This window comes from Bradyrhizobium elkanii WSM2783 (genome assembly GCF_000472865.1).
Classification (GTDB): Bacteria; Pseudomonadota; Alphaproteobacteria; order Rhizobiales; family Xanthobacteraceae; genus Bradyrhizobium; species Bradyrhizobium elkanii_A.
In genome coordinates, this window is record NZ_AXAP01000025.1 from 42444 (window position 1) to 55358 (window position 12915).

Sequence of the window (12915 nt, forward strand, 5' to 3'; positions counted from 1 at the left end):
CGTATATCTACGGAGCTTGCTGAAATAACTGAGCTTTTCTCAAGGGAAGTCGGGTTCCCCACCCGGAACCTCGCGGGCATCTGGCAGTTAAGAGAAGACTAACACGCCATTCACGACGTCCCCGGGGGCCGCATGCTCGTCAGCATACTCGTCACGTTTCTGGTCGTTATCCTCGTCCTTTACCTGATCAACCTGCTGCCGCTTGATGCGCGCGCCAAGCAGATCGCGCGTGTCGTCGTCATCATCCTGGGTGTGATCTCGCTGTTGAAATACATCGCGGTGTTCTGAGAATGCCCCAAGCAAAAAGCCCCGGCGTTGGCCGGGGCTTTTGCGGCGAGAGCCTGGAGCTTCGGTTCTGATTGAATCAGAGTCGAAGCTCTAGATTCTTGTTTTGACCCGCTTTCTTCACGCGAACCGGTCTCCACTTCGCTCGAAACGCCCTATCGCAGGCTCCGGAACCAGTCGTCCACATCCTTGTGGATCTGGTCCTTGGCGAAGCCGTAGCGCTGCTGCAGCTTGCCTTCGAGCTGCTCGCGGCGGCCTTCGATCACGTTGAGATCGTCATCGGTGAGCTTGCCCCACTTCTCCTTGGCGGCGCCCTTGAACTGCTTCCAGTTGCCCTCGATCCGGTTCCAATCCATTGCCATCTCTCCGATGCTTCAGTTGAGATGGCGTTGAAACGGATTTGATGCCGCACGGGTTCCCTGAAATCGTGCGGCATCGTGACGTGTAGCCTTATGATGTCAAATCAGCCGGCCGCCTTCGCTTCGCGGCGGCGGGCAGTGAGGATGAATTCGGTGTAGCCGTTCGGCTGCTCGCGGCCCTTGAAGATCAGGTCGCAGGCGGCCTTGAAGGCGACGCCATCGAAGGAGGGCGCCATCGGCCTGTAGAGCGGATCGCCCTTGTTCTGGCCGTCGACGACCACAGCCATGCGCTTCAGCGACTCCATCACCTGATCCTTGGTGATGACGCCCTGGTGCAGCCAGTTCGCCAGATGCTGGCTCGAGATGCGCAAGGTGGCGCGGTCTTCCATCAGGCCGACGTCGTGAATGTCAGGCACCTTGGAGCAGCCGACGCCCTGGTCGATCCAGCGCACGACATAGCCCAGGATGCCCTGGCAGTTGTTGTCGATCTCCTGCTTCACGTCATCGGGCGCCCAGTTCGACTGCGACACCGGAATGGTGAGGATAGCGGAGAGTTTCGCGCGCGGGCCGCCCTTGGCCAGCTCCTGCTGGCGTGCGATCACGTTGACCTGGTGATAGTGCAGCGCGTGCAGCGTCGCGGCGGTCGGCGAGGGCACCCAGGCGGTGGTGGCGCCGGCCTGCGGATGGCCGATCTTCTGCGCCAGCATGTCGGCCATCTTGTCGGGCGCCGCCCACATGCCCTTGCCGATCTGCGCATGGCCGGGCAGGCCGTCGACCAGGCCGACGTCGACATTCCAGTCCTCATAGGCCTTGATCCAGGGCTGCGCCTTCATGTCGTTCTTGCGGATCATCGGACCGGCTTCCATCGAGGTGTGGATCTCGTCGCCGGTGCGGTCGAGGAAGCCGGTGTTGATGAACATCACGCGCTTGGCCGCATTCTGGATGCAGGCCTTGAGGTTGACGGTGGTGCGGCGCTCCTCGTCCATGATGCCGACCTTGAGCGTGTTCTCCGGCAGCGAAAGCAGTTTCTCGACCTCGCCGAACAATTCGCAGGTCAGCGCGATCTCGTCGGGGCCGTGCATCTTCGGCTTGACGATATAGACCGACCCGGTGCGGCTGTTCTTGATCTTCGACTTGCCCTTGAGATCATGGATAGCGAGCAGGCCGGAGACAGCGGCATCGAGGATCCCTTCCGGGATTTCCTCGCCCTTTGCATCGAGCACGGCGTCGGTGAACATGTGATGGCCGACATTGCGCATCAGAAGCAGGCTGCGGCCGTGCAGCGTGAGATCCTTGCCGTCGGGCGTCTTGTAGACGCGGTCGGCATTGAGCGAGCGCGTCAACGTCTTGCCGCCCTTCTCGAAATCGGCCGATAGCGTGCCGGTCATCAGACCAAGCGTGTTGCGATAGACCAGCACCTTGTCCTCGGCATCGACAGCCGCGACGCTGTCTTCCATGTCGAGGATGGTGGAGACCGCCGCCTCCAGGATCATGTCGGCGACCCCGGCCGGATCGTCCTTGCCGATCGGATGATTGCGGTCGATCGTGACGTCGATGTGCAGGCCGTTGTTGACGAGCAGCACCGAGCTCGGCGCGGCGGCATCGCCCTGATAGCCCGCGAACTGCGCGGCTGACTTCAGTGCGGTGGTGCTGCCGTTCTTCAGCTTCACCGCGAGCTTGCCGCCGCTGACGCTGTAGGAGGTGACGTCAGTGTGGCTTCCGGTCGCGAGCGGCGCGGCCGAATCCAGGAACGCTTTGGCCTTCGCGATCACCTTGTCGCCGCGCGCCTTGTTGTAGCCCCGGCCAGCTTCGCTCGGGTCGTGCGGGATCGCGTCGGTGCCGTAGAAGGCGTCATAGAGGCTGCCCCAGCGCGCATTCGCCGCATTCAGCGCATAGCGCGCATTGGTCAGGGGCACCACGAGCTGCGGACCGCAGATCTTGCCGATCTCTTCGTCGACATTGGCGGTCTCGACCTGCCTGGTCGGCGGCTCCGGGAGCAGATAGCCGATTTCCTTCAGGAAAGCGGTATAGGCGTCGATGTCGAACGCCTTGCCCTTGTGCGCGCGGTGCCAATCGTCGATCTTGGCCTGCAGCGTGTCGCGGAAGGCAAGCAATTCGCGGTTTTTCGGCCCCAGTTTTGCGATGATGGCGGCAAGCCCGGCCCAGAAGGCGTCGGGCGCGATCCCGGTGTTGGGGGTCGCCTCCTTGGCGATGAAATCGAACAGGACAGGGGCGATCTTCAATCCGTGGGCTTCGACACGCGTCATGTTGGGCTTTCCAAGAGAAATGGCGGCTACGTACTGTTTTCGGAACGAAAACAGCAAAAAACACGCCAAAAGGCGGGCGGTTCAACGCCCTTTTAACGCTAAAGCCGCGGCCATGAGAAGGCCCCCCTGCGGGGCTTGGTGTCCTACCAAAGGAGCGGGCCAGGCCGCCTAAAACATGATGCGATGGGATGGGTAGGCGTCGCGTCGCAGGTGCCGACCTCTCCCCGACGGGGAGAGGTCGATTTGCGCAGCAAATCGGATGAGGGGCCGCAGCTCTAACGAGGGACCGTAACCCCTCACCCGGCGCTTCGCGCCGACCTCTCCCGTTGGGAGAGGTGGGAGTTTGTGGTCACCACCGAATACAAGCAATAAGGCATCCCGCTCTAAATATTCGCCGCGAGGTCGGCGACTTCCTCGAACAGGATGCCGGTCTGGGCCAGCATCCGTTCGATCTCGTCGACGGCGTCGGCGACTGTCCGGCGCGAGGTATCGATCGTCAGTTCGTTGCCCGCCGGCGGCTCGTAATCATTGGTGATGCCGGTGAAGGAGGGCAAGCCGCCGGCGCGGGCCTTGGCGTAATGGCCCTTGGGATCGCGGCTTTCGCAGATTTCGGCGGGCGTCGCGACATAGATCTCGCGGAACGCGCTGTCGGCGATGCGGCGCGCCGCAGCTCGGTCGGAGGCTGCGGGCGAGACCGCGGCGACGATCGCGATATGGCCGTTGCGCGCAAGATGCGTGGCGATCTCCGCGAGACGGCGGATATTTTCGCTGCGATCGGCGTGCGAGAAGCCGAGATCGCTGTTGAGGCCGGCCCGCAAGGTGTCGCCGTCGAGCAGGATCGGCGAGCCGCCATTGGTGAACAGCCGCCGCTCCAGCGCGAGCGCCAATGTCGATTTGCCGGAGCCGGGCAACCCCGTGAACCAGAGCACGGCGCCGCCGTGACGATAGCGGGCCGAACGCTCGTCGGCGCGCAACGCCGACTCCACCGGCACGATGTCGACCGGCACCGCGCGCTGGCCGGCATCGACCGACAGCACCAGGCCGCCGCCGGCGATCCGGCCATTGACCTCGATCACAAGCCGCCCGGTGCGCGGGCTTTCATGATAGGGATCGGCCGCAATCGGCTGCGCCAGCGAGATGTCGATCTCGCCGACATGGTTGCGCGCGATCGAATTGGTTTCCTCGTTGGAGAGCGCGCCGGGATCGACCGCCTTCTCGATCGCGACCACGCTGGCGCGGGTCTCGCGGGTGCCGAGCCGGATCAGGATCTGGTCGCCCTTCGACAATGGCTTGTCGTGCAGCCAGAAGATCCGGGCATGGATGCGGCGGGTGTCGCGCGGGCTCGCGCCGACATGGCCGATGACGTCGCCGCGCTCGATGAACAACTCGCGGTCGAGCGTGATGCCGACCGAGCGGCCGGCCGTTTGCGGCCCTTGAAGCGGCGTGACCGGCCAGCTCTCGACCGTCTTGATCCTGGCGATCTTGCCAGCCGGCATGATCACGATCTCGTCTCCGGCCTTCAGGCTGCCGGATTCGATGCGGCCCGCGACGATGCGGCGGTCGTCGAATTTGTAGATCGCCTGCACCGGCAGCCGCAGCGGCAAGGTTTCCGCCGGCCGTGCCGGCTCCAGTTCGTCCAGCGCCTCGACGACACTCGGCCCCTTGTACCAGGCGATCCGCGCCGTGTGCTCGGCGACGCCATCGCCGTCGCGCGCGGAGATCGGGATCACCGCCGATGGCTTCACGCCAAGACCGATCAGGTGCGCCGATATCTCGTCGCTGATCTCCTTGAATCGCTCGGCGCTGAAATCGACCCGGTCCATCTTGTTGACGACGACCGCGACCTGCTTGATGCCGAGCAGATGCAGCAGATAGCCGTGCCGCCGCGTCTGGTCGCGCACGCCCTCCAGCGCGTCGATGATCAGCACGGCGCCGTCGGCCTGCGAGGCGCCGGTGATCATGTTGCGGAGGAATTCGGCGTGGCCGGGCGCGTCGATCAGCACGACGTCGCGCGAGCGGGTGCGGAAGCGGATCTGCGTGGTGTCGATGGTGATGCCCTGGTCGCGCTCGGTCTGCAGCGCATCCAACAGGAACGACCATTCGAACGGCATGCCGCGCCGCGCGCTGACGGCCTTCAGCATTTCGAGCTTGCCGTCGGGCAAGCTGCCGGTCTCGTGCAAGAGGCGGCCGACGAGCGTGGATTTGCCATGATCGACATGGCCGACGATGACGATACGGACTTGCGGACGCGTGGTGCCGTTCGGTGTCGCGGAGATCGCGCTGGGAAGAACCATGTTCATCGAAAACGCCTTAAGCTCGCTTCTCAGAGATAACCGGCGACACGCAGCCGCTCGAACGCATCCTCGGTCTCGTGATCGAGTGCGCGGCCCGCGCGTTCCGGCACCTTGGTGTCTTCGAGCTCGGCCAGGATCTCATCGATGTTTGACGCGGTCGACGCGACGGGGAAGGTGATGTCGGCATCGCCAAGCGAACGATAGCGCTTGCCATCCTTCGCCAGATAAAGCGGGATAATCGGGATGTTCTCGCGTCTTGTGTAAGCCCAGATGTCGGCTTCGGTCCAATGCAGGATCGGGTGGATGCGCAAATGCGCGCCCTGCGGCGGGGAGGCGTTGAAATGATCCCAGAACTCCGGCGGCTGGTCGCGCACGTCCCATTCGCCCTCCAGGCCACGCGGCGAGAACACGCGCTCCTTGGCGCGCGTCGCCTCTTCGTCGCGGCGGATGCCGGCGATCAATCCGTCAAAGCCGTGCTTGACCAGCGCGAGCTTCAGGCCCTCGGTCTTGCGTGCAGCGGAGCGCGCCGCGGGCGGCAGCGTGGGATCGACACTATCGATCGGCGGGCAGGGTTCGACGCGGAGGTCGAGATCCCATTCCTTCGCGTAGCGATCGCGGAAGGCATACATCTCCGGAAATTTCTTGCCGGTATCGACATGCATGGCAGGAAAGGGCACGCGGCCGAAGAAGGCCTTGCGCGCGAGCCAGATCATCACGTTGGAGTCCTTGCCGAGCGACCACAGCAGCGCGAGCTTCTTCAGCCGCGCGAACGCCTCGCGCAGAATGTAGATGCTTTGCGCCTCGAGTTCGTCGAGATGATCCATGGAAGGCGCTGTCGCGGGTTCTTCGACGAGGATTTTCCGCGGCACCTTTATTCCCTCTTTGGGCTCAGAAGCGCGCAAGCGTGCTTTGCCGGATTCATTGTTGAGAAGATGCATCTCTGTGCCTTGGCCTTTGGAGGCGAAAATTCTATAGTTGCGCTGCAATAGAGAAGAAATAAATTTCTCTTTGCGGGCGCTTGCCGACACATATATAGAATAAAATTCCAGTCAACCCATAAGTTGGGGAAGCGAGTGGCGCATGCGGTTCTTGCCGGTGTTCCTGGATCTGCAAACGGGCGTGGTGCTGCTGGTCGGCGCGGGCGATCTCGTGCGCGCGAAGCTGCGTCTGCTCGCGGCCGCCGGCGCGCGCGTCCGCTGGTTTGCGACTGACGGCAATCATGATGTGAGCGGGATCGATGCGACGCGCATCGATCTCGCAACGGGCGATCCACTCGCCGCTGATCTCAGCGGCGTCATCGCGGTGCTCTGCGCGGGCGCCGGCGATGTCGGTGTTGCGCTGGCGGCGCGCGCGAGGGCTGTCGGCCTGCCCGTCAATGTGATGGACGATCTCGAGCATTCCACCTTCATCTTCCCGGCGATCGTCGATCGCGGCGATGTCGTGGTCGCCGTCGGCACCGGCGGCGCCTCGCCGGTGGTGGCGCGCCGCGTGCGCGAGCGGATCGAGGCGGTGCTGCCGGCCCGCATCGGCGATCTCGCATCCTTCATCGGCCAATTCCGCAAATCTATACATGCGCGCATCGGCGAATTCGCGCTGCGTCGCCGCTTCTGGGAGCGCATTGTCGACGGTCCGATCGGCGCGCTGGTGTTGGCCGGTCGGAGAGACGAAGCCGAGAAGGCGTTGCAGCAGATTTCCGATCCCTCCGCCTTTGCCGGCGCGACCGCGCTCGGCAAGGCCAAGGGCCATGTGACGCTGGTTGGTGCCGGACCTGGCGATCCGGATCTCCTCACCATCAAGGCACTGCGCGCGCTGCAGGACGCCGACGTCGTGTTCTATGACGAACTGGTGTCATCAGAGATTCTCGATCGCGTGCGCCGCGACGCCTCGCGCATTCCGGTCGGCCGCCGCGTCGGCAAGCCCGGCATTGGTCAGGATGCGATCAACAGACTGATGATCGAGGCTGCGAAATCGGGACAGCGCGCGGTGCGGCTGAAGGGCGGCGATCCCTTCATCTTCGGCCGGGGCGGCGAAGAGATCGAAGCGCTGCGCCAGGCAGGCGTCGCCTATTCGGTGATCCCCGGCATCACGGCGGGCTTAGGTGCCGCCGCGCAATTCGAGGCGCCGCTGACCTTCCGCCACGAGGCGCTGCGCATCACCTTCCTCACCGCGCACAAGGCGCGTGACGCCGAGAATGTCGACTGGTCGGCGCTAACAGACAACAAGATGACCGTCGTGGTCTATATGGGCATGACCGCCGCGCCGACGATCCGCGCCGGCCTGTTGGCCGCTGGCCGCTCGCCACAAACGCCGGTCGGCGTGTTCGCGCGGGTGACGCGGCCCGATGCCAAGGCCGCGGTCGGAACGCTCGAACATCTGCCGTCGCTGGTCGAGAAGATCGATGGCGGCCCCGCCATCCTCGTCATCGGCGACGTCGTCTCCCACTCTGCGCCCTGGCGCCATGCCAACCTCAACCAAGTGATCTCGGAACTTTTGGAAGCTGCCGAATGACCTCTCCGCTTGAACAGAAGAAAATCAGAATTACCGGGCCTTCGGTAGTGACCGCCAACCGCACTCATGACGGCGTGGTGATCTATCGCACCCCGCAGCATGGCTGGTCATCGCGCCTTGCGGATGCCGCCATCGTCCGCACATCCGACGATGCGCGGGCGCTGCTCGCCGAAGCGGTTGCCGATGACGTCGGCGCGATCGGTGCCTACATCGCGCCTGTCGCAATCAAGGACAATGGAGAGATTGCGCCCGGCAATCTCCGCGAACATATCCGGTCGGAAGGCCTCACCATCGAGCTTCCGGTTCCGGCTTAAGGTTCTCCCTCATGTACGCATATGACGAACTCGATCGCACGCTCCTTCACGAACGTGTCGAAGAATTCCGCGACCAGGTGAAGCGCCGGCTTTCCGGCGAACTCACCGAGGACGAATTCAAGATTCTGCGATTGCAGAACGGCGTGTACCTGCAGCTTCACGCCTATATGTTCCGCGTCGCGATCCCCTATGGCACGCTGTCAACAAAGCAATTGCGCGCGCTTGCCCATGTCGCGCGCCGTTACGACCGCGGCTACGGACATTTCACGACGCGGCAGAACATCCAGTTCAACTGGATCAAGCTCGCCGAGCTGCCGGACGCGCTCGCCGATCTTGCCGAGGTCGGCATCCACGCCATGCAGACCTCCGGCAACAACATGCGCAACGTCACCTCCGACCAGTGGGCGGGCGTTGCGCCCGGCGAGGTCGAGGATCCCCGTATCTGGTCGGAGCTGCTGCGGCAGCACACCACGCTGCATCCGGAATTCTCGTTCCTGCCGCGCAAGTTCAAGATCGCGATCACCGCCTCCGAGCACGATCGCGCCGCGATCAAGATCCACGATATCGGCCTGCGGCTGCACAAGAACGCCGATGGCGAGACCGGCTTCGAGGTGCTGGTCGGCGGCGGGCTGGGCCGCACGCCGTTCATCGCCAAGACCATCAAGCCGTTCGTGCACGGCCGCGACATCCTGAGCTATGTCGAGGCGATCCTGCGCGTCTACAATCAGTATGGCCGCCGCGACAACATCTACAAGGCGCGCATCAAGATCCTCGTGCACGAGCTCGGCATCGAGAAGTTCGGCAAGGAAGTCGAGGAAGAGTGGCAGCAATTGCGCGACAGCGCGCTGACGCTCGATGACGGCGCGATCGAGGAAGTGCGCTCGCGCTTTTCCTATCCGGCCTACGAGAAGCTGCCGCACATGCCCGATGAGCTGAAGCAGGCGGCGCATGATCCTCTGTTCGAGCGCTGGCGCAAGAACTCGGTGTTTCCGCATAAGGTGCAGGGCTATTCGATCGTGACGCTGTCGCTGAAGCCGGTCGGCGGCCCGCCCGGCGATGCCACCGCCGAGCAGATGGATGTGATCGCCGATCTCGCCGACCGCTATTCCTTCGGCGAGATCCGCGTCGGCCATGAGCAGAACCTGGCGCTGCCGCATGTCGCCAAGCGCGATCTGCCGGCGCTGTGGAAGGCGCTCGACAAGGCCGGGCTCGCGACGCCGAACGTGAACCTGGTCTCCGACATCATCGCCTGCCCAGGGCTCGACTACTGCTCTCTGGCGAATGCGCGCTCGATCCCGATCGCGCAGGAATTGACGCGGCGTTTTGCCAATCACGACACCGCAGGCCTGATCGGCCGGCTGCACATCAATATCTCCGGCTGCATCAACGCCTGCGGCCATCACCATGTCGGCCATATCGGCATCCTCGGTGTCGAGAAGAACGGCGAGGAATTTTATCAGATCACGATCGGCGGCCGCGCCGACGAGGGCGCCGCGCTCGGTACGCTGATCGGCCCTTCGGTGCCCTATGGCGAGGTCGCCGACGTGGTCGAGGACATCGTCGAGGCCTATCTGGCGCTGCGCTATTCCCCCGATGAACTCTTCATCGACACGGTCAAGCGGCTCGGCGTCGAACCTTTCAAGGAGCGGGTCTATGCCACTCGTTAAGAACGGAAAAATCGCAACCGACATCTACGCCCATGTCGCCGACGGCGCCGAGATCCCGGCTGATGGCGCAATCCTGGTGCAGGCGGCGCGCTTCCTTGACGATCCCGAGGCGCTGCTGCGCCGGCCCGGCAAGGTCGGCGTGGTCTGGCCGAACAACCGCGATCTCGACGAGCTCGTGCCCTATCTCGACCGGCTCGCCGCGGTCGCGCTGGTGTTTCCGTCGTTCCGCGACGGCCGCGCCTATAGCCAGGCGCGGCTGCTTCGTGAGCGCTATCGCTTCCAGGGCGAATTGCGCGCCACCGGCCAGGTGCTGCGCGACCAGTTCGTGTTCATGCTGCGCGCCGGCTTCGATGCGCTCGACGTGAAGAAGGAAAAGGATGCGGACGCCTTCGCGGAGACGGTGAAACGCTACACCGTATTCTACCAGCCGACCGGCGACGGCCGCACCACCGCGCTGAGCCGCCGCACGCAATTGCGTCATTCCGAAAGCGCCAGCCCATGAACGCGCTGGCGCCAGAGATGTCGATCGAGGCGCTGTCGGCGCTGCCGTCGGTGCAGGAGCTCAATCGCGTGCTGCGCGCGGCGACGCCGTTCGAGGTTATCGAGTCCGCGCTGAAGACGGTCGGCCGCGAGCGCCTTGCGCTGGTCTCGTCCTTCGGCACGGAATCAGCGGCGCTGCTCAAGGTGATGGCCGACGTCGATCCGGCCATCCCCGTGATCTTTCTCGATACCGGGTGGCTGTTCGCGGAAACGCTTGCCTATCGCGACACGCTGATCGACACGCTTGGTCTGACCGATGTTCGCTCGATCAAGCCGCTCGAGGAGACGCTTCACCGCGACGATCCCGAGCGCGATCTCTGGTTCTCCGATCCCGACGCCTGCTGCCGCATCCGCAAGGTCGAGCCGCTGACGCGCGCGCTGGCGCCATTCGCCGCCTGGCTAAACGGACGCAAGCGCTTTCAGGGCGGCGCCCGCGCCGACATCCCCGTGGTCGAGGAAGACGGCGTGCGCCTGAAATTCAATCCCTTCGCCAACGCGACACGCGAAGAGATCGAGGCGATCTACCGCGACGGCAAGCTGCCGCCGCATCCGCTGATTGCCTCCGGATACATGTCGGTCGGCTGCATGCCCTGCACCAGCCGCACCGCGCCCGATGAGGATGCGCGCGCCGGCCGCTGGCGTGGTCGTGCCAAGACAGAATGCGGCATTCATACGATGAAGACTTCTTAGGACAATGACCCTGCCACGCCGCAAACAATGAAATGCGGTTCCGTTGACTAAAGCGCTCTTCGCCGTGAGTTATGTTCCACGTGCTCCGGTGTTGCTTCATCCGATTTGAATGGAGATAGAGATGGTCCGTCGTATCCTGCCGCTCGTCGCGGGTTTGCTGTGGGCGAGTTCGGCCCTCGCTGCCGACTACTCGCTGCTTAATGTGTCCTATGATCCGACGCGTGAGCTGTATGTCGATTTCAACAAGGCGTTTGCCGCCGCCTATCAGAAGGAGACCGGCAAGACCGTCGAGATCAAGCAGTCGCATGGCGGTTCCGGATCACAGGCGCGCGCGGTGATCGACGGCTTGCAGGCCGATGTGGTCACGCTCGCGCTCGCTTACGACGTCGACGCCGTCGCGGCCAAAGGATTGATCGCGCCGGACTGGCAGAAGCGCCTGCCGCAGAATGCCGCGCCCTACACCTCGACCATCGTGTTCCTGGTGCGCAAGGGCAATCCCAAAGGCATCAAGGATTGGGACGATCTGATCAAGCCAGGCGTTGCCGTCATCACGCCGAACCCGAAGACCTCGGGCGGCGCTCGCTGGAATTATCTCGCCGCCTGGGGCTATGCACAGAAGAAGTTCGGCTCGGCCGACAAGGCCAAGAAGTTCGTCGCCGATCTCTACCAGAACGTACCGGTGCTCGACACCGGCGCGCGTGGCTCGACCGTTACCTTTGTCGAGCGCGGCGTCGGCGACGTGCTGCTTGCCTGGGAAAACGAGGCGTTTCTGGCGCAGCGCGAGTTCGGCAAGGACAAGTTCGAGATCGTCTCGCCGCCACTGTCGATCCTCGCCGAGCCGCCGCTCGCGGTCGTCGATGCGATCGCAGACAAGAAGGGCACCAAGGCGGTCGCCGAGGCCTATCTGAAATATTGGTATACCAGGGAAGGCCAGGAAATCGCCGCGCGTAATTCTTACCGTCCGCGCGATCCGGAGATTGCCAAGGAATACGAGAAATCCTTCGCCAAGGTTGAACTTTTCACCATTGACGACGTTTTCGGTGGTTGGACCAAGGCGCAGAAGGAGCACTTCGCCGAGGGCGGCATGTTCGACCAGATCTACAAGAATTGATCTGGCCGGGGCCCGTGGGGGCAGAAGCAGGGGGATAGGTGAGCACAGCGGTTGCACGGCGCAGCACTTTGCCGGGGTTCGGTCTCACCATGGGACTGACCCTGACATGGCTCTCCGTTATCGTCCTGATTCCGCTCGCCGGTCTCTTTCTCAAGACGTTTGAGCTGAGCTTCGATCAGTTCTGGGGCATCGTCACCAGCCGCCGCACCCTGAGCGCGCTGAAGATTTCGTTTGGGCTTTCGTTTGCCGCGGCTTGCGTCAATCTGGTGATGGGCACGGTCATCGTCTGGGCGCTGGTGCGCTACCGCTTTCCGGGACGGCGGCTGTTCGATGCGATCGTCGATATCCCCTTCGCGCTGCCGACCGCGGTTGCCGGCGTCGCGCTGACCCAGCTCTTTGCGCAGAAGGGCTGGTTAGGTGCGCCGCTTGCCGAGCTGGGCATCAAGGTCGCGTTCACGCCGATCGGCATTTTCCTTGCCATGGTCTTCATTGGCATTCCCTTCGTGGTGCGGACGGTACAGCCTGTGCTGATCGATCTCGATCCGGAGATCGAGGAGGCCGCGGCAAGCCTCGGCGCCGACCGCTGGCACACGGTCTTTCGCGTGATCCTGCCGAGCTTGATCCCGGCGCTCTTGACCGGCTTTGCGCTCGCCTTCGCCCGCGCCGTCGGCGAATATGGCTCGGTCATCTTCATCGCCGGCAATCTGCCGAATGTCTCCGAAATCGCGCCGTTGTTGATCGTGATCCGGCTCTCCGAATTTCGTTATGCGGATGCCACCGCGATCGCGGTGGTCATGCTGCTGGCTTCATTCATCATCATCTTCGCGGTCAATCGCCTGCAGCGCTGGGCGCAGACCCGCATTCCCACTCACTAGAGGGC

General features: G+C 63.6%; 12 protein-coding genes. 8 read left to right on the forward strand and 4 right to left on the reverse strand.

Annotation, left to right across the window (positions count from 1 at the left end; genetic code table 11):
• Positions 1-132: 132 nt before the first annotated feature.
• Positions 133-288 carry a Thivi_2564 family membrane protein gene (locus tag YY7_RS60515; protein WP_130228911.1) on the forward strand — a complete coding sequence of 52 codons (156 nt, stop codon included), beginning with the start codon at positions 133-135 and terminating at the stop codon, positions 286-288.
• 152 nt (positions 289-440) lie between these two features.
• Here the strand turns inward: YY7_RS60515 and YY7_RS0121725 are convergent, their stop codons facing one another.
• From YY7_RS0121725 to cysD, 4 genes are all read right to left on the reverse strand, one after another.
• Positions 441-641, reverse strand: a complete 201-nt coding sequence (locus YY7_RS0121725) for a CsbD family protein (RefSeq protein WP_027579253.1) — start codon at positions 639-641, stop codon at positions 441-443.
• Positions 642-748: 107 nt separating this feature from the next.
• Positions 749-2911: a malate synthase G gene (locus YY7_RS0121730; RefSeq protein WP_028165072.1), complete on the reverse strand. Its 2163-nt coding sequence runs from the start codon at positions 2909-2911 to the stop codon at positions 749-751.
• 383 nt (positions 2912-3294) lie between these two features.
• Positions 3295-5211, reverse strand: a complete 1917-nt coding sequence (gene cysC, locus YY7_RS0121735) for an adenylyl-sulfate kinase (protein WP_028165073.1) — start codon at positions 5209-5211, stop codon at positions 3295-3297.
• Between the two features lie 23 nt (positions 5212-5234).
• Complete coding sequence (gene cysD / locus YY7_RS0121740) at positions 5235-6029, reverse strand: sulfate adenylyltransferase subunit CysD (protein ID WP_027579256.1); 795 nt, start codon at positions 6027-6029, stop codon at positions 5235-5237.
• Positions 6030-6285: 256 nt separating this feature from the next.
• On the opposite strand from cysD, the gene cysG reads away from it, so the two are divergent.
• The 7 genes from cysG to cysT all read left to right on the forward strand — a co-directional run bounded on the left by cysG (position 6286) and on the right by cysT (position 12910).
• Positions 6286-7713, forward strand: coding sequence for a siroheme synthase CysG (cysG, locus tag YY7_RS0121745; protein ID WP_028165074.1), 1428 nt, complete (start codon positions 6286-6288; stop codon positions 7711-7713).
• Complete coding sequence (locus YY7_RS0121750) at positions 7710-8027, forward strand: DUF2849 domain-containing protein (RefSeq protein WP_028165075.1); 318 nt, start codon at positions 7710-7712, stop codon at positions 8025-8027. The genes cysG and YY7_RS0121750 overlap by 4 nt, the downstream gene beginning before the upstream one ends.
• Before the next feature lie 11 nt (positions 8028-8038).
• Positions 8039-9694, forward strand: a complete 1656-nt coding sequence (locus YY7_RS0121755) for a nitrite/sulfite reductase (RefSeq protein WP_028165076.1) — start codon at positions 8039-8041, stop codon at positions 9692-9694.
• Positions 9681-10196: a DUF934 domain-containing protein gene (locus YY7_RS0121760; protein WP_028165077.1), complete on the forward strand. Its 516-nt coding sequence runs from the start codon at positions 9681-9683 to the stop codon at positions 10194-10196. The genes YY7_RS0121755 and YY7_RS0121760 overlap by 14 nt, the downstream gene beginning before the upstream one ends.
• Positions 10193-10924: a phosphoadenylyl-sulfate reductase gene (locus tag YY7_RS0121765; RefSeq protein ID WP_028165078.1), complete on the forward strand. Its 732-nt coding sequence runs from the start codon at positions 10193-10195 to the stop codon at positions 10922-10924. Before YY7_RS0121760 ends, YY7_RS0121765 begins: the two co-directional genes overlap by 4 nt.
• Positions 10925-11033: 109 nt before the next feature.
• A complete protein-coding gene (locus YY7_RS0121770; RefSeq protein WP_155255267.1) occupies positions 11034-12035 on the forward strand; it encodes a sulfate ABC transporter substrate-binding protein in 1002 nt (333 codons plus the stop codon).
• Between the two features lie 38 nt (positions 12036-12073).
• Positions 12074-12910, forward strand: coding sequence for a sulfate ABC transporter permease subunit CysT (cysT, locus tag YY7_RS0121775; RefSeq protein ID WP_155255268.1), 837 nt, complete (start codon positions 12074-12076; stop codon positions 12908-12910).
• Positions 12911-12915 lie beyond the last annotated feature (5 nt).

Bases quoted from the DNA above. Each gene is read 5' to 3' on its own strand.
- YY7_RS0121725 (WP_027579253.1), bottom strand. From the start codon at position 641: ATGGATTGGAACCGGATCGAGGGCAACTGGAAGCAGTTCAAGGGCGCC.
- cysD (WP_027579256.1), bottom strand. From the start codon at position 6,029: ATGGATCATCTCGACGAACTCGAGGCGCAAAGCATCTACATTCTGCGC.
- YY7_RS0121730 (WP_028165072.1), bottom strand. From the start codon at position 2,911: ATGACGCGTGTCGAAGCCCACGGATTGAAGATCGCCCCTGTCCTGTTC.
- YY7_RS0121765 (WP_028165078.1), top strand. From the start codon at position 10,193: ATGAACGCGCTGGCGCCAGAGATGTCGATCGAGGCGCTGTCGGCGCTG.
- YY7_RS0121770 (WP_155255267.1), top strand. From the start codon at position 11,034: ATGGAGATAGAGATGGTCCGTCGTATCCTGCCGCTCGTCGCGGGTTTG.
- cysC (WP_028165073.1), bottom strand. From the start codon at position 5,211: ATGAACATGGTTCTTCCCAGCGCGATCTCCGCGACACCGAACGGCACC.
- YY7_RS0121760 (WP_028165077.1), top strand. From the start codon at position 9,681: ATGCCACTCGTTAAGAACGGAAAAATCGCAACCGACATCTACGCCCAT.
- YY7_RS0121755 (WP_028165076.1), top strand. From the start codon at position 8,039: ATGTACGCATATGACGAACTCGATCGCACGCTCCTTCACGAACGTGTC.
- YY7_RS60515 (WP_130228911.1), top strand. From the start codon at position 133: ATGCTCGTCAGCATACTCGTCACGTTTCTGGTCGTTATCCTCGTCCTT.
- cysG (WP_028165074.1), top strand. From the start codon at position 6,286: ATGCGGTTCTTGCCGGTGTTCCTGGATCTGCAAACGGGCGTGGTGCTG.
- YY7_RS0121750 (WP_028165075.1), top strand. From the start codon at position 7,710: ATGACCTCTCCGCTTGAACAGAAGAAAATCAGAATTACCGGGCCTTCG.